Source organism: Actinoplanes sp. NPDC023714 (assembly GCF_040639855.1).
In the GTDB taxonomy this organism is placed as follows: domain Bacteria; phylum Actinomycetota; class Actinomycetes; order Mycobacteriales; family Micromonosporaceae; genus Actinoplanes.
Genome location: NZ_JBFAAR010000001.1, coordinates 146043 through 164305 on the forward strand (window position 1 = coordinate 146043; position 18263 = coordinate 164305).

General features: G+C 71.9%; 19 protein-coding genes. 8 read left to right on the forward strand and 11 right to left on the reverse strand.

From position 1 onward, the window contains the following. Positions 1 to 24: 24 nt before the first annotated feature. Positions 25 to 813, reverse strand: coding sequence for an enoyl-CoA hydratase-related protein (locus AB0G10_RS00760; RefSeq protein WP_360914424.1), 789 nt, complete (start codon positions 811 to 813; stop codon positions 25 to 27). Further along, on the reverse strand, positions 810 to 1613 hold the full coding sequence (locus AB0G10_RS00765; RefSeq protein ID WP_360914427.1) for a PaaX family transcriptional regulator C-terminal domain-containing protein: 804 nt from the start codon (positions 1611 to 1613) through the stop codon (positions 810 to 812). Before AB0G10_RS00765 ends, AB0G10_RS00760 begins: the two co-directional genes overlap by 4 nt. 276 nt (positions 1614 to 1889) lie before the next feature. Here AB0G10_RS00765 and AB0G10_RS00770 point away from each other — a divergent pair, with 276 nt between their 5' ends. Together AB0G10_RS00770 and AB0G10_RS00775 are read left to right on the forward strand one after the other, a co-directional pair. Further along, positions 1890 to 2057, forward strand: a complete 168-nt coding sequence (locus AB0G10_RS00770) for a DUF3117 domain-containing protein (protein ID WP_014447667.1) — start codon at positions 1890 to 1892, stop codon at positions 2055 to 2057. 77 nt (positions 2058 to 2134) lie between these two features. Beyond that, complete coding sequence (locus AB0G10_RS00775) at positions 2135 to 3589, forward strand: leucyl aminopeptidase family protein (RefSeq protein ID WP_360914430.1); 1455 nt, start codon at positions 2135 to 2137, stop codon at positions 3587 to 3589. Between the two features lie 383 nt (positions 3590 to 3972). On the opposite strand, the gene AB0G10_RS00780 is transcribed toward AB0G10_RS00775, so the two are convergent. After that, positions 3973 to 4524 (reverse strand): O-methyltransferase, encoded by a 552-nt coding sequence (locus AB0G10_RS00780; protein WP_360917910.1) that lies wholly within the window; start codon positions 4522 to 4524, stop codon positions 3973 to 3975. 304 nt (positions 4525 to 4828) lie between these two features. On the opposite strand from AB0G10_RS00780, the gene AB0G10_RS00785 reads away from it, so the two are divergent. Continuing rightward, entirely contained in the window at positions 4829 to 6091 is a 1263-nt protein-coding gene (locus tag AB0G10_RS00785; protein ID WP_360914433.1) for a trypsin-like peptidase domain-containing protein, read from the forward strand. A 72-nt stretch (positions 6092 to 6163) separates the two neighbouring features. Then, entirely contained in the window at positions 6164 to 6580 is a 417-nt protein-coding gene (locus AB0G10_RS00790) for a preprotein translocase subunit TatB (RefSeq protein WP_360914435.1), read from the forward strand. Positions 6581 to 6613: 33 nt separating this feature from the next. Here AB0G10_RS00790 and AB0G10_RS00795 read toward each other — a convergent pair whose 3' ends face one another. From AB0G10_RS00795 to AB0G10_RS00805, 3 genes are read right to left on the reverse strand one after another with little or no spacing between them, the layout of a single operon-like run. Beyond that, positions 6614 to 7762 carry a P-loop NTPase gene (locus AB0G10_RS00795; RefSeq protein ID WP_360914438.1) on the reverse strand — a complete coding sequence of 383 codons (1149 nt, stop codon included), beginning with the start codon at positions 7760 to 7762 and terminating at the stop codon, positions 6614 to 6616. 21 nt (positions 7763 to 7783) lie between these two features. Continuing rightward, positions 7784 to 8308, reverse strand: a complete 525-nt coding sequence (locus AB0G10_RS00800) for a DUF1003 domain-containing protein (protein WP_360914441.1) — start codon at positions 8306 to 8308, stop codon at positions 7784 to 7786. Beyond that, a complete protein-coding gene (locus AB0G10_RS00805) occupies positions 8305 to 9585 on the reverse strand; it encodes a CBS domain-containing protein (RefSeq protein ID WP_360914444.1) in 1281 nt (426 codons plus the stop codon). Before AB0G10_RS00805 ends, AB0G10_RS00800 begins: the two co-directional genes overlap by 4 nt. Positions 9586 to 9612: 27 nt before the next feature. On the opposite strand from AB0G10_RS00805, the gene AB0G10_RS00810 reads away from it, so the two are divergent. Continuing rightward, entirely contained in the window at positions 9613 to 10473 is an 861-nt protein-coding gene (locus AB0G10_RS00810) for a PhzF family phenazine biosynthesis protein (RefSeq protein WP_360914447.1), read from the forward strand. 100 nt (positions 10474 to 10573) lie between these two features. On the opposite strand, the gene AB0G10_RS00815 is transcribed toward AB0G10_RS00810, so the two are convergent. Beyond that, the gene (locus tag AB0G10_RS00815; protein ID WP_360914450.1) at positions 10574 to 11068 is read right to left on the reverse strand and encodes a hypothetical protein; all 495 of its coding nucleotides are present in this window, start codon (positions 11066 to 11068) and stop codon (positions 10574 to 10576) included. 172 nt (positions 11069 to 11240) lie between these two features. Beyond that, positions 11241 to 11942, reverse strand: coding sequence for an HAD family hydrolase (locus tag AB0G10_RS00820; protein ID WP_360914453.1), 702 nt, complete (start codon positions 11940 to 11942; stop codon positions 11241 to 11243). Between the two features lie 140 nt (positions 11943 to 12082). Between AB0G10_RS00820 and AB0G10_RS00825 the strand changes: the two genes are divergently transcribed. The 3 genes from AB0G10_RS00825 to AB0G10_RS00835 all read left to right on the forward strand — a co-directional run bounded on the left by AB0G10_RS00825 (position 12083) and on the right by AB0G10_RS00835 (position 14830). Further along, positions 12083 to 13036 carry a DMT family transporter gene (locus AB0G10_RS00825; protein ID WP_360914456.1) on the forward strand — a complete coding sequence of 318 codons (954 nt, stop codon included), beginning with the start codon at positions 12083 to 12085 and terminating at the stop codon, positions 13034 to 13036. Between the two features lie 136 nt (positions 13037 to 13172). Next, on the forward strand, positions 13173 to 13811 hold the full coding sequence (locus tag AB0G10_RS00830; RefSeq protein ID WP_360914459.1) for a hypothetical protein: 639 nt from the start codon (positions 13173 to 13175) through the stop codon (positions 13809 to 13811). 62 nt (positions 13812 to 13873) lie between these two features. Beyond that, positions 13874 to 14830: an SDR family NAD(P)-dependent oxidoreductase gene (locus tag AB0G10_RS00835; protein WP_360914462.1), complete on the forward strand. Its 957-nt coding sequence runs from the start codon at positions 13874 to 13876 to the stop codon at positions 14828 to 14830. A 124-nt stretch (positions 14831 to 14954) separates the two neighbouring features. Here AB0G10_RS00835 and AB0G10_RS00840 read toward each other — a convergent pair whose 3' ends face one another. The 3 genes from AB0G10_RS00840 to trxA all read right to left on the reverse strand — a co-directional run bounded on the left by AB0G10_RS00840 (position 14955) and on the right by trxA (position 17982). Then, a complete protein-coding gene (locus tag AB0G10_RS00840; protein WP_360914465.1) occupies positions 14955 to 15362 on the reverse strand; it encodes a CoA-binding protein in 408 nt (135 codons plus the stop codon). A 150-nt stretch (positions 15363 to 15512) separates the two neighbouring features. Beyond that, positions 15513 to 17447, reverse strand: coding sequence for an intein-containing Rv2578c family radical SAM protein (locus tag AB0G10_RS00845; RefSeq protein WP_360914467.1), 1935 nt, complete (start codon positions 17445 to 17447; stop codon positions 15513 to 15515). A 118-nt stretch (positions 17448 to 17565) separates the two neighbouring features. Further along, positions 17566 to 17982 carry a thioredoxin gene (trxA, locus tag AB0G10_RS00850; protein WP_360914470.1) on the reverse strand — a complete coding sequence of 139 codons (417 nt, stop codon included), beginning with the start codon at positions 17980 to 17982 and terminating at the stop codon, positions 17566 to 17568. Between the last annotated feature and the right edge of the window lie 281 nt (positions 17983 to 18263).

Genomic DNA, 18263 nt, shown 5'->3' on the forward strand with positions numbered 1-18263 from the left:
CCCCGGGGGCCTCCGGAGAACCGGTCACCGGCCGTTGTAGACCGGTTTCTGCTTGTTCAGGAACGAGCTGACCGCGTTCCGGTGGTCCTCGGTGCCGCCGCAGATCGACTGGGCCTGGGCCTCGGCCGCGAGCGCGTCGGAGAGCGTGCCGGCGTCGCCGATGGAGAGCTCCCGCTTGATCGCCCCGTACGCCACGGTCGGGCCGGCGGCGAGCCGCGCCGCGAGCTCCTGGGCGACCGGCAGCACCTGCTCGTCGTCCTGCTCCAGCCGCGTGAGCATGCCGATCCGGGCGGCCTCCTCGGACTTCACCGGCTGGGCCAGCAGCAGCAGCTCGACGGCCTTGGCGTGGCCGACGATCCGGGGCAGCGACCAGGAGATGCCGCTGTCGCCGGCCAGGCCGACGTTGGCGAACGCCATCAGGAACCTCGTCGACGGGCCGCCGATCCGGAAGTCGGCGAGCAGGGCCAGCGACGCGCCCGCGCCGGCGGCCATGCCGCGGACCGCCGCGACGACCGGCTTCGGCATGTTCGCAAGGCGCTGCGCGATCGGGTTGTAGTGCACCTGGACCGTGTTGAGGTCGGTCGACCCGGCCTCCAGCAGGGCCGCGTGCTCCTTGAGGTCCTGACCGCCGCAGAACGCGCCGCCCGCGCCGGCCAGCACGATGGCGCGGCAGGACCGGTCGCTCTCCAGCTGGGCGAGGGTGTCCCGGAGCGCCTCCTTGAGGTCGACGGTGAAGGAGTTCATCGCCTCGGGGCGGTTCAGGGTGAGGGTCACGACCGCTTCGGTGCGGTCGATGAGGAGCACGTCTGTCATGGCTTCGAGAATCCCACACGCTCACCACGGGTGGCCGCGTGCAGGCAGCGTTCGACGTACCGGTCGGCGGCCGGCCGCAGGCGCAGCGCGTGCTTGTCGAAGAACCCGGCGGCCCGGACACCGGGCCAGCCCGCGGGCAGCAGCGATGCCGGAAGTTGCGGATCCTGGAAGAGGAACGAGCGCCAGGCGTGCACGAGCCGGAATCGCGCGGCGTACGCCTCCTCGTCGGAGCTACGAGGTGTGACGGCCTTCACCACGGGGCGCAACGTCTCCACGAAGTCCTCGTACGAGCGCCCGATCCGGCCGAGATCCCACGCCCGCCCCACGATGTCGGTGCCCGCCGTGTGGCTGGCGCTGAATCGTTCGTACCCGGCCCCGGCCTCGGTCAGCGCCGCGTCCAGCTCGTCGGACGCCCGGGGCGCCACCCAGACCTGGTCGCTGAGCGGCCCGTAGCCGAGATAGGCGAGCCGGGCGGCGTCCTTGCGGGCGAGCGGCGGCTCGTGCAGCAGCACCATGTCGAAACGGCCGTCCCAGCCGCCGCGACCGGTTCGGTACACCCGGCTCGAGGCCTCGTCGAGCCGCCGGGCGGCCTTCGGAGTGAGCAGATAGCCCGGTCCGGAAGCCAGACGGAGCGGATGAAGCCAGCCTTGTCGCACCATTCGCGACACAGCGGTGCGGACCGCGGGAGCCGCGATGTCGAGCGGAGCCAGCAGCCGCACGAGGGCCGCGACCGGGGCTCGGGAGCCACGAGCGCGCAGGTAGTCGCCGTACAGGTCGAAGAGTGCGGACCGCGCCTGCATGACCGCACATTGTGACAGCCCGAAAGGGGATATGCTAGACGCTGTCACATCCGCCTGGGCTGGGTTTGGGTTCGCCGGTGTTCATCAGGGAAAATGTTTGATCGGCACGGTGGGTCGCAACGCGTGAAGACGTGAAAACGGCCCGGGCGGGCCGCCGGTCGGAAACGAGCACCGCGTCGCGTGGGGCTGGACTACATGACGTGGCTGCTGGCATTCCAGGAGCAAGTGGCTGTGGGGCAACCCACCGACCCTGACGTAGGTCTGAGGGGAGACAAGATGGCGGCGATGAAGCCGCGGACGGGCGATGGTCCGCTGGAGGTCACCAAAGAGGGTCGTGGCATCGTCATGCGCGTCCCGCTGGAAGGTGGTGGCCGTCTCGTCGTTGAGATGACTCCGGACGAGGCCAACGCGCTGGGTGACGCGTTGAAGTCGATCGCCGGCTGACGTTTCACGCGAGCCCGCCGGTACGGTACCGCCCGTACCGGCGGGCTTTCCACGTCTTAGGGAAAGGTCATCCTCCCGTGTTCGCAATCCGCTTGACCGAGCTCTCCGACAAGTCGACCACGTGGGTGGTCCCGGTGGGTCCGGACGGTCCTCCGCACCTCGGTGAGCTGGACGCCGAGATCCGCGCGCTGATCGAGCAGACCGGCGACGCCGGCCGGGCGGGCCATGTCACGGCGCTGCCGCGTCCGGTGAATCGGCCGTCCCGGGTGCTGCTCGTCGGAACAGGTTCCGTGCTCGCCGGATCGGGTTCCGGCGCGTTCGCCGGATCGGGCTCCGGCGATGAGGCGGGCTGGCGGGCGGCGGGCGCCGCGGTGATCCGGGAGGCGGCCGGCGACGAGATCCTCGAGGTGCATCTTCCGGCGGGGATCGGCGAGACGTCGCTGCGCGGCCTCGCGGAGGGACTCTGGCTGGGCGGCTACCGCTATCGTGACGCCCCCGAGGCCGCCCGGTCCGGGGAGGTGCGGCTCATTGCGAGCAACCCCGCCGCGTACGCCGGAAGTCTTGCTCTTGCCGAGGTCACCGCCGGAGCCGCATGGCTCGCCCGCGACCTGACGAACACGCCGTCCTCGGTGAAGAATCCCGCCTGGTTCGCCGACCGGATCGTGGCCGAGACCGAGAGCCGGCCCGGCCTGACCGTGACGGTCCGCGCCGGTGACGAGCTCGCGCGCTTCGGAGGCCTGCTCGCGGTCGGCGGCGGCTCGGTGTCGCCACCCCGGTTCGTCGAGCTCTCCTGGCAGCCCGAAGGCGCCACCACGCACGTGGTGCTGGTCGGCAAGGGCATCACGTTCGACACCGGCGGCATCTCGATCAAGCCGCGCGACGGCATGAAGCTGATGAAGAAGGACATGGGCGGCGCCGCGGCCGTCGTGGCCGCCACCCTCGGCGTCGCCGACCTCGGCCTGCCGATCCGGGTGACCGCCCTGGCGCCGCTCGCCGAGAACGCCGTCAGCGGCTCCGCGTTCCGCCCCGGCGACGTGATCACCCACTACGACGGCACCACCAGCGAGAACCTGAACTCCGACGCCGAGGGCCGGATCGTGCTCGCCGACGCCCTGGCGTACGCCGCCGAACAACTCCGCCCCGACCTCGTCCTCAACCTCGCGACCCTGACCGGCGCCAACGCGGTCGCGCTCGGCAAACGCACCGCGGCCCTGTACAGCCCCGACGACGAACTGGCCGCCGCCCTCACCGCGGCCGGCGAGGCCGCGGGCGAGAAGATGTGGCGCCTGCCCCTGGCCGACGACTACGCGGACAACCTGCGCAGCGACATCGCCGACCGCGTCAGCGCGCCGGCGGGCCCGGGCTCGGTGATGGCGGCCCTCTTCCTGCGCGACTTCTTCGGCGAGGCGCGATGGGCCCACCTCGACATGTCGGCGCCCAGCTGGTCGGAGTCCGACGATCTGGACCTGACCAAGGGGGCCACGGGGTGGGGAGCTCGGACGCTGCTCCGCTACCTCGCCGCCCTCTCCTGAACTCCCGCTAGCGGGCGGCGGCCCCGGCTGTCGCTCACGGCTCTCGCTGATGGCTGTCGGCTGTCACTCACGGCTGCCGGCTGTCGCTCAGGGCTGTCGGGGAGCGCTCTCAAGAGCCGTGTGGTGCAGCCGGCGGGCCCGGCTGTCGCTCATGGCTGCCGGGGAGCGCTCTCAAGAGCCATGCGGTGCAGCTGGCGGGCCTGGCTGTCGCTCATGGCTGTCGGGGAGCGCTCTCAAGAGCAATGCGGTGCAGCCGGCGGGCCCGGCTGTCGCTCACGGCTGCCGGCTGTCGCTCAGGGCTGTGGGGGAGCGCTCTCAACAGCCATGCGGTGCAGCCGGCGGGGAAGCGACAGCCGGCGGGGAGCAACGGCCGGCGAAGGCGCTCAGCGCTTGACCGCGGTGAGCAACCCCGCCCCCGACGGGATGACGGCCGGGATCCAGTCCTCCGACTCGCGGATGGCCTTCACGGTCTCCCGCACTGTCAGCGTGTCGACGTCGCGGGCTGACGGGTCGCTGATCCGGCCCCCGGCGTGTGCACCGTTCACGATCAGGACCCCGCCCGGGCGGAGCAGGCGCAGGGCGGCCTCGGTGCAGGCCGCGAACTCGGTGGTGTCGGCGTCCACGAAGATCAGGTCGTAGGCGCCGTCGGCGAGGCGGGGGAGGACGTCGAGGGCGCGGCCGCTGATGATCCGGGTACGGGAGGGGGCGAAGCCGGCCTCCTGGAAGACGCGGCGGGCGATCCGCTGGTGCTCGTGCTCGACGTCGATCGTGGTGAGGACGCCGTCGGGGCGCATTCCGCGGAGCAGCCAGACGCCGCTGACCCCCGTACCCGTGCCGATCTCGACCACCGCCTTGGCGTTGCCCGCGGCAGCCAGAAGGCGCAGCACCGAGCCCGCGCCGGGCGAGACGCAGGGCAGGCCGAGCTCGTGCGCCAGGGCGCGCGCGGTCTGCTGGACCGGGTCCTCGACGGCGTAGGTCTCGGCGAACGGCGTCGATTGCGGCGCCGGCTGACCGAATGAACGAGCGGGACCGATGATGACGAACCTCCGGGCGGCAGTGTGGTGCAAGCACGCACATCGGATAAGAGAGTAGAGCGATGCTGACCGGTGATGCACTGCGCCGTCGATGGATAAACGCCCCATGGCGCCCGGGGCGGGAATCGGTGGGAAGGTGGTACCCGAGGATTCCGTGTCATCCTGGATGCGCGGAGCCGGGCGTACCGAGAGTGGAGGCACCGAAGTGACCGACGGCTGGAACTGGCGCCGGCCACCGGGCAACCCTGTGCCGGGGCCCGCTGGGACGTCCGATCCTTCGGGGCCGTGGTGGTCCGACGCCACGGCCGACCCGTGGCGTGATCCGTGGGCGCCGACCGCCGTGCACGTCGCCACCCCACCGGCCGGTGAGATCCCGCAGCCCGAGGTCGTCCCCGACCCCGACGCGCCCCGCCGGCCGCTCGCCCCGATTCTCGCGATCTGCCTGGTCACCGCGCTGCTGGCCGGTGGTCTCGGCGGCACGCTGGGGTTCCTGTTCGCGGTCCGCGGCGGCTATGTGACGAACGGCGGCACCCAGATCGGCGCGACCGCCCAGCCGGCTCCGGAGTCGCTGCAGCGGGCGCCCGAGACGCTCGCCGGCGTGGCCGAGCGGGTGCTGCCGAGCGTCGTGACGGTCCGCGTCACCGGGGCGATCGGCTCCGGGTTCGTGGTCTCCGACGACGGTTATGTGATCACCAACGACCACGTGGTGGAGGGCGCCGGCGACACCTTGTCGGTGTCGTTCAGCGACGGCACGACGGCCTCGGCCCGGGTGGTCGGCCGTGACCCCGAGTCCGACATCGCAGTGATCAAAGTCGCAAAGTCCGGGCTCACCCCGGTGGAGCTCGGTGACTCCGAGACGATCGCGGTCGGTGACCCGGTGCTCGCGTTCGGTTCGCCGCTCGCACTCGTCAACACGGTGACGTCCGGCATCGTGAGCGCCCTCGACCGGCCGATCGAGGCGGGCGAGGCCGGCGGCGCCACCCGCTACTACGCGGCCATCCAGACCGACGCCGCGGTCAACCAGGGGAACTCCGGCGGCCCGCTGGTCAACGCGGCCGGCCAGGTCATCGGGGTCAACTCGGTGATCCGCTCGGTCGGCTCGACGGACACCGAGGCGGGCAACATCGGCCTCGCCTTCGCCATCCCGATCAACCAGGCCAAGCGGGTCGCGACCGACATCATCGACACCGGCAAGGCCCGCCGGACGGTGATCGGCGCCGAGGTGGTGACCGGGGAGACGGCGGGCGGCGCGCGGCTCCGCTCGGTCGAGCCGGCCGGTCCGGCGGCCGCGGCCGGGCTGAAGAGCGGCGACGTCCTCACCCGGATCGACGGCCACGTGCTGGAGGACGGCACCGACCTGATCGCGCTGGTCCGGAAGTACGCGCCGGGCTCGGTGGTGGCGGTGGACTACCGCCGCGGCACCAAGAACGCGTCGGCCTCCGTGACATTGGCCGCGGACACCAACTGACAGGCGGGCGGACTGCCAACTCACAGCCGTCGTGCGTAGGCTGAAGCGCGGGACCGCCTGGGAGGCCGAGCTGTGTTCGAGAATCTGAACTGGTGGGAGATCGGCGCGCTGCTGATGCTCGCGCTGCTGATCTTCGGGGAACGACTCCCCAAGGTGATCGGCGACGGCCTGCGGATGCTGCGTGGCCTGCGGTCGATGGCGCAGAACGCGACCACCGACCTGAGCCGTGAGCTCGGCACCGACATCCAGCTCGAAGACCTGCACCCGAAGGCGTTCATCCGTAAGCACCTGCTGAGCGAGGACGACGAGCAGGCCATCCGGAAGCCGCTGCAGACGCTGTTCGACGACGTGAAGCAGGACCTCAACGGGGTCAAGTCGGAGATCTCCGACGTGGCGAAGGCCGCCGACTTCAAGAACAGGGCGCCGGAGACGGCAGCGCCGGTCGAGAGCCCCCGACCGGCGCAGCGTTACGACCTCGACGCCACCTGAGCTGACCGGCGACGCTTCGCTCCGCGGCAATCGCTAGCGCTTGGTGGTCACCGAGAGGCTCAGCGGCTTGCCGACCAGGGATTCCCGGCGGATCGCCAGCTTGTCGGCGACGCCGTCGAGCGCCTTCGCGGCCGGCGCTGACGGGTCGGCCAGCACGATCGGGTTGCCGGCGTCGCCGGCCTCGCGGACCCGGGTGTCGAGCGGGATCTGACCGAGCAGCGGGACCCGGGCGCCGACGGTCTTGGTGAGCGACTCGGCGACGGTCTCGCCGCCGCCCGCGCCGAAGACCTCCATGCGCGAGCCGTCCGGCAGCTCCAGCCACGACATGTTCTCGACCACGCCGACGAGGCGCTGGTGGGTCTGCAGCGCGATCGCGCCGGCCCGCTCGGCCACCTCGGCCGCGGCCATCTGCGGGGTCGTGACGACCAGGATCTCGGCGTTCGGCAGCAGCTGGGCCAGCGAGATCGCCACGTCACCGGTGCCCGGCGGCAGGTCGAGCAGGAGCACGTCGAGGTCGCCCCAGTAGACGTCGGCGAGGAACTGCTGGAGCGCGCGGTGCAGCATCGGGCCGCGCCACACCACGGCGGCGTTGCCGGCCGTGAACATGCCGATCGAGATGACCTTCACGCCGTGCGACTGCGGCGGCATGATCATTTCCTCGACCCGGGTGGGCCGCCCCTCGACGCCGAGCATCCGCGGCACCGAGTGGCCGTAGATGTCCGCGTCGATGACGCCGACCGAGAGGCCACGCTTCGCGAGGGCGGCCGCGAGGTTCACGGTGACGCTCGACTTGCCGACGCCGCCCTTGCCGCTCGCCACGGCGTAGACGCGGGTCCGGGAGCCGGGCTGGGCGAACGGGATGACCGGTTCCGCCGACTCGCCTCCGCCGCGCAGCGTGGTCTGGAGCGCCTTGCGCTGCTCCTCGTTCATCACGCCGAAGTTGATCTCGACCCGATCGATGCCGGGGATCGCGGTGACCGCGGCGGTGATGTCGTTGTTCAGCTTGTCCCGTAGGGGGCAGCCGGCGACGGTGAGCAGCAGATCGACCTTCACGAGGCCGTCGCTGACGGTGAAGCCGGAGACCATTCCGAGGTCGGTGATCGGGCGGCGGATCTCGGGGTCGTCCACGGTCGCCAGTGCGGCCTGAATGGCGTCCTCGAGCGTCGATGCAGGTGCGGACATATATGCCATGCTACGTCGGCGTCACGGGTGCTCTTCCTCCCACTCGACGCGCGCCCTTTTCTCACGTCGCAGGGCAGCTTCGTCCAGTTCATCGGCGAGCCGGGTGAGCTCGTTGCGGAGGAAGTCGCGGGTCGCCACCTCGCCGAGCGCGATCCGCAGCGCCGCGATCTCGCGGGTGAGGTACTCGGTGTCCGCCTTCTGCAGCGCGGCCCGCCGCCGGTCCTCCTCCATCGACAGGCGGTCGCGGTCGGACTGGCGGTTCTGGGCCAGCAGGATCAGCGGAGCGGCATACGAGGCCTGGAGCGACAAGATCAAGGTCAAGAACGTGAATGTGTACGGGTCGAAGCGCAGATGTTCCGGCGCGAGCGTGTTCCAGGCGAACCAGGCGGCGATCACCACCGTCATGTAGACGATGAACTTCGCCGTCCCCATGTACCGGGCGATCCCCTCCGACCAGCGGCCGAACGCCTCCGGGTCGAATTTCGGCAGGTTGACCCGCCCCGGCTCGCGAGGCTGGTCCAGACGGTCCCGGCGTTGCTCGCTCATTCGGCGACCTCCGAGGAGTCATCCTGGGCGTCCCGGTCACGCCAGTCGCGGGGCAGCGAGTGGTCCAGCACGTCGTCGACGGTGACCGCCCCGAGCAGCCGGTGGACCGAGTCGACAACGGGCATCGCGATCAGGTCGTAGGTCGCCATCCGCCGGGTGATCTCGAGCAGCCCGGTCTCGGTCTTCAGCGGCTCGATCCCGCTGTCGACGAGCCCGCCCACGATCGACGCGGGCGGTTCCCGGAGCAGCTTCTGGAAGTGGACCATGCCGAGGTACTTCCCGGTGGGCGTGGCGCTCGGCGCCCGGGCCACGAACACCTGCGCCGCGATCACCGGGGAGAGTTCCGGCTCGCGGATCCGGGCCAGCGCCTCGGCGACGGTGGTGTCCGGGGTGAGGATCACCGGCTCGGAGGTCATCACGCTGCCCGCGGTGCCGGGGCGGTAGTTCATCAGCTGCCGGACCGGGGCGGCCTCCTCCGGCTCCATCAGGTCGAGCAGCACCATCTGCTCGGCCTTCGGCAGCTCGGCGAGCAGGTCGGCGGCGTCGTCCGGGTCCATCCGCTCGAGCACGTCGGCGGCGCGTTCCCGGTCGAGCCGGGCCAGGATCTCCACCTGGTCGTGCTCGGGCAGCTCCTCGAGCACGTCGGCCAGCTTGCGGTCGCTCAGGGCGGCGGCCACCTCGTTGCGGCGGGCGTCCGGCAGGTCCTGGAGGGCGTTCGCCATGTCGGCGGGGCGCATCTGGTCGAGCAGCGCCAGCAGGTTCGACGTGCCCTGCGTGTCGGTCGGCCCGATCAGGCCCCGGACCCGGCCGTAGTCGGCCTGGAAGACGTGCCCGCGCCGGGCCAGCCGTCCGGTGTGCTCGCGGACCGCCACCCGGGTGACCAGCCACTCGGTGCTCCGGTGCGGCTCCATCGCGATGTCGACGACGATCCCGACGTGGTCGGCGCCCTCGCCGTGCTCCGGCACCACGGTGACCCGCCGGTCGAGCAGGTCCTCCAGGGCGAGCAGCTCGTTCGGCCGCTTCTCGAACCGGCGCAGGTTGAGGGTGCCGGTGCTGAGCACGACCGACTCGGCGTCCATGCTGGTGACCCGCCCGATCGGCAGGAAGATCCGGCGGCGCAGCGCCATCTCGGCGACCAGCCCGACGATCTGCGGCGGCCGGTTCGTGGTCCGCAGCCGCACGACCGCGTCCCGCACCCGGCCGACCCGGTCGCCGTTGGGGTCGAACACCGGCAATCCGGCGAGGCGGGCCAGATAAACCCTCGTCCCCATGGTCACACCCTCAGATTAGGTTAGGGTCCGGACATGTCCACCGTGGCGTACGAGATCGTCGACGTGTTCACCGACCGGCCCTTCGCGGGCAATCCGCTCGCCGTGGTCTTCGACGCCGCGAGTCTCGCCACCGACCAGATGCAAACCATCGCACGCGAGTTCAATCTGGCCGAGACGATCTTCGTACTTCCCCCGCGGTCCGCGGACGCAACCTACCGCGTGCGCATCTTCACGACCGAGACCGAGCTGCCCTTCGCCGGCCATCCCTCGGTCGGCGCCGCGGTGACCCTGATGCGCCGGGGTGTCTTCCCGGCCGGCCGGGTCGTGCAGGAGTGCGGCGCGGGCCTGCTGCCGATCGAGGTGACCGCCGCGGGCTCGGCCACGCTGACCGGGGGCGAGCCCACCCTGGGTGATCCGCTTCCGCCCGATCGGCTGCTCGAGGTCCTCGGCCTGACGGCCTCGGATCATGCCGGGCCTGCTGCCCCACGTTCCGCTGGGTGCGGGCTGGCCTGGGCGTTTCTTCCGGTACGGCGGGAAGCGCTGTCGCGGGTCCGATTCGATCTGACGGCCGAGACCGGGGTGTGCGTCTTCGCCTGGTCGCCGGAGACGCGCGAGGCCCACGCCCGGGTGTTCGTGCCCGGCGAGGCGGTCTGGGAGGACCCGGCGACCGGTTCGGCGGCCCTCGGTCTCGGCGTGTGGCTGGTCGGTGCGGGTCTGCTGCCGGGCGACGGGGTCTCGTCCTACCGGGTCCACCAGGGCCACGAGATGAAACGCCCGTCCCTGCTCGACTGCACGGTCACGGCCGTGGCCGGCGCGGCGAAGTCGGCGACGGTGGCCGGCCACGTGTGCCCGATCGCCAGAGGTGAGATGACGATCCCGCCGTTCGTGGGCTGACCGTCCGGCGTTTGCGGAGCGGGCCGACCGCTCAGCGTTCGGCGTTAGTGGAGCGGGCCGACCGCTCAGCGCTCGGCGTTTTGCGGACCGGGCTTACCGCTCAGCGTTTGCGGACCCGGTGCAGGCGGAACGGCCGGCGCGTCTCCACCCGGGCCGGCGTCTCGCGCGGAGGCTGGGCCGCCGACTCGGCCGGGAGGTCCGGTGCGCCGACCGCCGAGCCGGCCGCCGGGGTGAGGCGCACGATCGCGCAGCCGGTCTCGGCCCAGCGCGCGGCCAGCTCGTCGGCGGTGCCGGAGGCGTTCAGGCGTTTCGTGGCGAGCGGGGGCGCCAGCTCGTTCCACTCGTCGGAGCCGGGGGTCAGCCGGGACACCGTGGCGTCGACGACCAGGATCAGGCCGCCGTGGTCGCCCCGGAGGCGGACCGTCGCCCGCTCCGCCTCGGCCAGCCCCGGCGCGAACTGCTCACCCGGCCCGCTCACCACCAGGATCGAGCTCTCGGCCGGCATGCACCAGAGCGCGTACGCCGGCCCGTCGCCGACCGAGATCCAGGCGATCGCCGCCTTCTTGATCGCCTCGTCGAGCACTCCAGCCGTCACCGGACCATCCTCCCAGAAACCGTCATGTCCCGCCGGACCGCGGCCGTGGGCGGAAGGGTGACGGCACGCCGGTGCCGGCGGCGAGATGCGCCGGCGGAAGGCGGCCGCAGGTGTGGTGCGCCACGGGACGGCCGTCACCAGGATCGGGACGGCCGCCATCCTCGTACAAATCTCAGGTAGCCATGGCCGGAGTGTGCCGCAGCAGGGTGAGCACGTCGGACAGCGACCGGACGGTGCGGCCCGCGAAATTCGTGTCGGCGTCGAAGACCAGGTGGTTCGTGAGGTCGGGCGCGACCAGCTTGACCGGCGTCATGCCGACGGCCGCCGCCCCGGTCAGCTCGTGGCTGCCGCCGTCGCCGACGTAGAGACAGTCCTCGGGCGCCACCCCGAGCCGGTCGCAGGCGGCCAGGTAGATCTCGGGATCCGGCTTGCAGACGCCGAGCTCGACCGAGTAGATCTGTGCGTCGAGCAGCGGCGCCACCGGAAGGCCCGGCAGGAAGGCGGGAAGTTCGTGGGTGCAGTCACTGATCACCGCGGTGCGCACGCCCCGGGCGCGGATGGCGGTGAGCGCGCTGACCGCGTCGGCGCGGAGCCGGGTGTCGGCGCGCAGGGCGTCGATCCGGGCCGGCATGGCGGCGCGGATGGCGCCCGGACGTGGCCGGCCTCCCGCCTGCTCGATCACCCAGCGGAGCGTGGCCTCGGCCGAGCCGAGGCTGCCGCAGGCGCGTGCACGGAACGTACGGTTCAGGACGCCGGTGACGGCTTCCGGGTCGGCACCGAGCGACCTGGCGATGTCCGCGTGCTGGGGGCCGCGCTGGACAGATCGGGTCAAGGTGCCGAAAAAGTCGAACACGACCGCACGATATGCGGGCATGTAAATCGGCCTCCTGGGCATCGAAGGAAGAAAACGGCCAGACGGCCGTCGGTGACAGTAGCCGCTTCGTCACTGTCCGCCAATAGACATCTGCAACTTGCGCACTTTGGCTGTGCAAGAACCGACGGCCGGGGATGAATATGCGCTCACCGCGTCAAGTCACCAATGCCCGCGAGGGCCGTTCCGCGGTGCTGCCGCCGCCCGCCACCGTGCTTGCGCTGGTGGTGGCCGTGCTCGCCGTCTCGTCCTCGGGACCGCTGATCGCTTTCGCCGCGGCGCCCGCCCTCGCGATCGCGTTCTGGCGGAACGCCCTCGCGACCGCGGTACTCACTCCTGTCGCACTCACGTCCAAGCGCGCCGAAGTGACCGGGATCATCCGGGGGCCGCTGCGCCGCGAGGGGATCTTCTGTGTCCTCGCCGGGATCACCCTGGCCGTGCATTTCTCCACGTGGATGCCGGCCGTGCAGCTCGGTTCGGTCGCGACGGCCACGGCGCTGGTCGCGACGCAGCCGGTCTGGCAGGGGCTGATCGCGGCCGCGCAGGGGCGGCGTCCGTCCGCGGCGGGCTGGCTCGGCATCGGCCTGGCGGTCGCCGGCGCGGCCTGGGCCACCGGCGCTGACATCGGCGTTTCCGGTCAGGCCGTGCTCGCCGACGTGCTGGCGTTGCTGGGTGCCATGGCGGCCGCGGTCTACACGGCCCTCGGCGAGCGGGCCCGGGTCTCGCTGTCCACGACGACGTACACCTGGATCTGCTACGGCACCTGCGGCGCGATCCTGCTCGTCGTCTGCCTCGCGTCCGGGTCGTCACTCAGCGGATACGACGCGCACACCTGGGCGGCGATCCTGGCCCTCGTGGCCGGCGCCCAGCTGCTCGGGCACTCGATGTTCAACTACGCGCTTCAGCACACCTCGGCGACCGCCGTGAGTGTGCTGATCCTGCTCGAGGTGCCGGGCGCCGCGCTGCTCGCCTGGTGGTGGCTCGGCCAGGAGCCGCGGCAGGGCTCGCTGCCGGGTCTGGCGCTGCTGCTGGCCGGCGTGGCCGTCGTGATCTTCGGCGCGGCCCGGGCCGGGAAGTCGGAGCCGGCGCCGTCCTGAGACCTCTTTACGGTTGTTTCCTGCTTTTGCCTCCTTCTCCGCTTTCGTCCGGATTTTTCATGTGTACGGGTCCAGCCCGTCACCAGGGGCGAGGGCCCGCTCGTTGCACCCAGCGATCGGGCCGGAGGGGGATGCGATGCGTCGCGTGCGGATGGCGCTGGCTGCCGCAGTGCTGGTCCTGAGCGCGGCCGGCTGTTCGGTGGCCGAGCCGGCGGACCGGCCGGAACGTGCCGGGCTGCTCGGCGGCTGGCAGACCGCGGGCTGCGCGTTCGCCCGGGCGCCGAAGTACGCGGTCCGCGGCCACGTCCGGACGCCGATCACCCCGCCCGCGCTGGCCACGGCCATGGAGCGGATCGACCGGGGCGGCCGGGAGCGGCACGCCGCGCGGTACTCCGGCATCGAGATCGATCAGAAGCGGGTCCGGGCCGTCGTCTACCGGGTGCCCTCGGCCCGCTTCGACGACTTCATCAGGCGCAACGCCGAGGACGCCTGCATCCTGGTCCGCGACTCCGCGCACGCCGTCGCCGAGCTCGACGGATGGCACGACCGGGTGGTCGCCGACCTGCACTACTGGGGAGGCCAGGGCGTGCGGATCGTCACGGTCGGCAGCCGGCACGACGGCGTGGGCGTGGAGGTCGGCACCCGGGACGTCGACGAGGCCCGCCTCATGCTCCCGGCCCGGTACGGGACCGCCGCGCCGCTGGTCTTCGTCGAGGAGGGGCCGGTCACACCGGTGAGCAGCGGGCGCAAGACGGTGCCCGAGTCCGGTGGGTGAGCTTCCCCCTCATCGCGTGGTGGTGTTTGCCCCGGCCTGCGGTACCGGGCAGGATCGCTCGCATGGTCTTCGACGCCCGTTCCGCCGGGGGCAGTCCGTCCCGGCGTGACGCCACCCGCCCCGCAGATGGCCGTCCACCCCGTTCCGAACCCTCCGGTTCCTCCGAGGTTTCCGGCCCTTCCGGCTCCGAGCGGTCGACAGCGCCCGACATGATGGAGATCGTGGAAGCGGAGATCGAAGAATCCGGCGAAGCGCCGGTCACCCTGCGCCTGGACGGGAAGGTCGCGCTCGTCACCGGCGCCGGCAGCCCGGACGGCATCGGATACGCCACCGCGCGGCGGCTGCGGAACCTCGGCGCCCGGGTCGCGATCGTGTCGACGACCCGGCGGATCCACGAGCGGGCCTCGGAGCTCGGCGTGACCGGTTTCGTCGCGGACCTGACCGACGAGGCCGAGGTCGGTGCCCTCGCCGACGCGATCGCGGACCAGCTCGGGGACGTCGAAGTGCTGGTCAACAACGCGGGGCTGGCGAGCCGTACCAGCCCGGAGGTCCTGCGGCCGGTCGCCCAGCTCACCCTGGACGAGTGGAAGGCCGAGATCGATCGGAACCTGAGCACCGCGTTCCTGTGCAGCCGCGCCTTCATCGGCGGCATGTCGGAGCGGGGCTGGGGTCGGATCGTCAACCTGGCGGCCACGGCCGGCCCGGTCAACGCCCTCCCCACCGAGGCCGCCTACGCGGCCGCCAAGGCCGGCGTCGTGGGCCTCACCCGGGCGCTCGCCATGGAGCTGGTGGCCGACGGCGTGAACGTCAACTGCGTCGCCCCCGGGACGATCTACACGGCCGCCTCGACGGTCACCGAGATCAAGCAGGGCCTGGGTACGCCGATCGGCCGTCCCGGCACGCCCGACGAGGTGGCCGCGGCCGTGGCGTTCCTCTGCTCGCCGGCCGCCTCCTACATCACCGGCCAGATGCTGGTCGTGGACGGCGGCAACAGCGTGCGCGAGGCCCAGTTCCGCTGACGCCCGCGCCCGCCGCCAGCCCTCGCGGCGCCTCGCGCGGCTCGCGGCGCCTCGCGCGGCTCGCGGCGCCTCGCGCGGCTCGCGGCGCGCGCTGCCTTGCGGGAAGCGGGGAGGGGGAGTGGGGTCAGCTGAGCTTTGTCAGCCGGCCTAGGGCTCGCTCGACGGCGAGGCAGCGGTCCTCGACGTAGTCGATGCCGGCCTCCTCGGCGATCCGGCGCGCCTCGGCCGAGACGATGCCGCTCTGCAGCCAGACCGCCGGCGCCTCGATGGCCACGGCCTGCCGGACCACCTCGACCGCGTCGCGGGCCGGCCGGAAGATGTTGACCAGATCGACCGGCTCGGGCAGGTCGGCCAGGGTCGGGACGGTCGGCACGCCGAAGACCTCGTCGACGAACGGGTTGACCGGGATGATCCGCCAGCCGTGCTGGAGGATCTGCAACGGAACCGTGTGCGACGGCTTGAACGGATCCCGGGACGCGCCGACCACGGCGATCACGTTCGCTTCGGCCAGGATCTGCTGAGCGCTGCGCATGGGATCAACTCTAGCCACGCCGGAGGCCCGGCGGCCGCGCCCCGACCCCCCGGTCCGGGGCGCGGCGGCCTTTCCGCTGGACCAGCCGGCCCACAGCAAAGCCAGCCGGCCTACAGCAAAGCCAGCCGGCCCACAGCAAAGCCAGCCGGCCTACAGCAGGGTCAGCTGGTCGGCCTGCACGGAACCGCGGGACGGCTCGGCCGGAGCGACCATCCGGGCCTCGGCCGCCTCGGAGCGGTGCAGCCCGTGCCTGCGGGCGGCCATCCGTACGCGGGCGGTGATCTCGTCCTGATAGCCCCGGACCGCGTAGGAGCCCTTGCCGAACAGCTCGCGGTAGCGCGACAGCAGATGAGGGTGCTCCCGGGCGATCCAGGACGCGTACCACTCCCGGGCGCCGGGACGCAGGTGCAGCGGGAGCGGGGTGACGCCGGTGGCGCCGGCGGCGGCGATGGCGGCGACCGTCGCGTCGAGGGACTCCTCGCCGTCGGTGAGGCCGGGCAGGATCGGCGCCATCAGGACGTTCACCGCGAAGCCCGCGTCGGTCAGCCGGCGGACCGCGTCGAGGCGGCGGCGGGGGCTGGGCGTGCCGGGCTCGGCGGAGCGCCAGACCTCCTCGTCGACGAAGCCCACCGAGAACGCCAGCCCGACCCGGGTCACCTCGGCGGCCTGCCGGAGCAGGTCGAGGTCGCGCAGGATCAGCGTGCCCTTGGTGAGGATCGAGAACGGGTTGGCGTGGTCGCGCAGCGCCGCCAGGATCTCGGGCATGAGACGGTACCGGCCCTCGGCGCGCTGGTAGACGTCGACGTTCGTGCCCATCGCGATCGGCGCGCCGGACCAGCGCGGGTCGGCGAGCTCGCGGCGGATCAGCTCGCCGGCGTTCACCTTCACCACGACCTTGGTGTCGAAGTCGTGGCCGGCGTCGAGGTCGAGGTATTTGTGGGTGTTCCGCGCGAAGCAGTTGTGGCTGACCACGCCGTCGGCGATGAAGTCGCCGGTGCCGGTGGAGATGTCGAAGAGCGGCAGGGTGAGCCCGAGGTCCTCGATGTCGGCCACGGCGAGGCTCCTGCCGGATCGGACGCCGACGCCCGAGGCGTCCAGCGGGGCCGAGGAGACGCCGGTGAGGTGCCGGAAGCGCAGGGCGGCCTCGAGGTGCCGCTCGGTCTCGACCCGGTCCAGCACGGCGGCGGCGCGGCGGGAGGAGCCGCGGCCGGCCCGGACCGGGCGGCGGGCGGCGAGACCGAGGTGGGAGAGGGCCTCGGTGACGCGGTCGAGGTAGGCCGGGTCGTCGCTGGCGAAGACGACGGCGAGCCGCTCGGTGTGCCCGACTGCGCCGAACGCGCCGGCCAGGAACCCGCGGTACCAGTCGCCGGTCGGCAGCTCCGGCCAGCGCAGCGCCTCGGTGAGGGGGATGTCGTCGAGGTAGCCGTCGGCGCGGACCCAGGCGTCGCCCTCGCGGGCCGTGCCGCCGCCGGAGGCGTCGCCGCGGACCAGGCCGCAGAGGAAGCCGGTCCGGTAGTCGGGGGACTCCTTGGGCGGCTCGGCGAACCGGCCCACCCCGAACATCAGGTCGCCGACCGCGAGCGCGGGGAGGTGCGCCTCGGCCGGGCTGACGTGCCGCCAGCCGCGGTCGGTGAGGAAGCGGTGGTCGCCGCTGGCGACCAGCCGGGTGCCGTCGGAGAGCGTCACCCGGAACGCCGGCTTGCTGGTGGACCAGTGGTCGAGGACCGTGGTCGGCACGTAGCGTCGGTGCGGGCCGGCGCCCATCGTGCCCATCACGGCGTCGCCGGGGCGGATCTCGGCGAGGGGCCGGGCGGAGCCGTCGGCGAGCAGGATGGGCGTATCCCCGGCCAGGCAGTACGTGCAGGCGTGCGAGCAGCCGCGATAGGGGTTGACCGTCCACTCGAACGGCACCCGGGACTGCCCCGGCACCCGGTTGATCAGCGATTTCGCCCGGACCTCGTAGAACGTCATCCCGGCGAACCCCGGGGTGTCGAAGGTGCGGACGGTGGCGTCGGGAAGCGCCAGCGGCAGGGGAGGGGCCGCCGGCACAACCCCCTCCCGGGAAGACAGGTGGGACCATCGCATGACAGGTATTCGAACACACGTTCGACCCGAAGTCCATGACCTTGCTCGAACGGGTGTTCGGAAAGTCGTACGAAAAAACCCGCGGACCGAACCGGTCCGCGGGTCTCGTCTCGCTGGGTCAGCTGCGGCCGGCGGCCGCGGTCTCCTCCGCCTTGGCGGCGTCGGCGTGCGCGGCCTTGCGGTGGGCGGCCATCTGCTCGCGCACCTCGTCCATGTCCAGCTGCTCGACCTTCTCGATCAGGCTCTCCAGCGCGGACTCGGGGAGTGCGCCCGGCTGGGCGAAAACCACGACACCGTCGCGGACGGCCATGATCGTCGGGATGGAGCGGATGTCGAACTTCGCGGCGAGAGCCTGCTCGGCCTCGGTGTCGACCTTTCCGAACGTGATGTCCGGGTGCTTCTCCGAGGATCGCTCGTAGGTCGGTGCGAAGCGGACGCAGGGCCCGCACCAGCTGGCCCAGAAGTCGACCAGGACGATGCCGTCCTTGCCGGTGACCTCGTCGAAGTTCGCTGCGGTGAGCGCAACCGTCGCCATGATGCCTCCGTCTGCGGGAATCGCTTTCGTCCGGTGAAACCTCTGGTACCCAACTTCCATTCCCGCTCCGAGTGGCGGTACACGTGGTGTGCAGCACTCAAGCTGGGCACCTCATGGTAACTGAAAGTAGGCACTCGGTGTCTGATTGGCGACACCGTTATCGTGTCGGATCCGCCCTGGATGCAGCGTCCTGAACCGTTTGTCCAGCCTGTGCGTGCCCTGTGGGAGCGCTTCCGGGGCGAAAAATAAATAGGAAAAAATCTTAAATGTGAGCCGCCTCA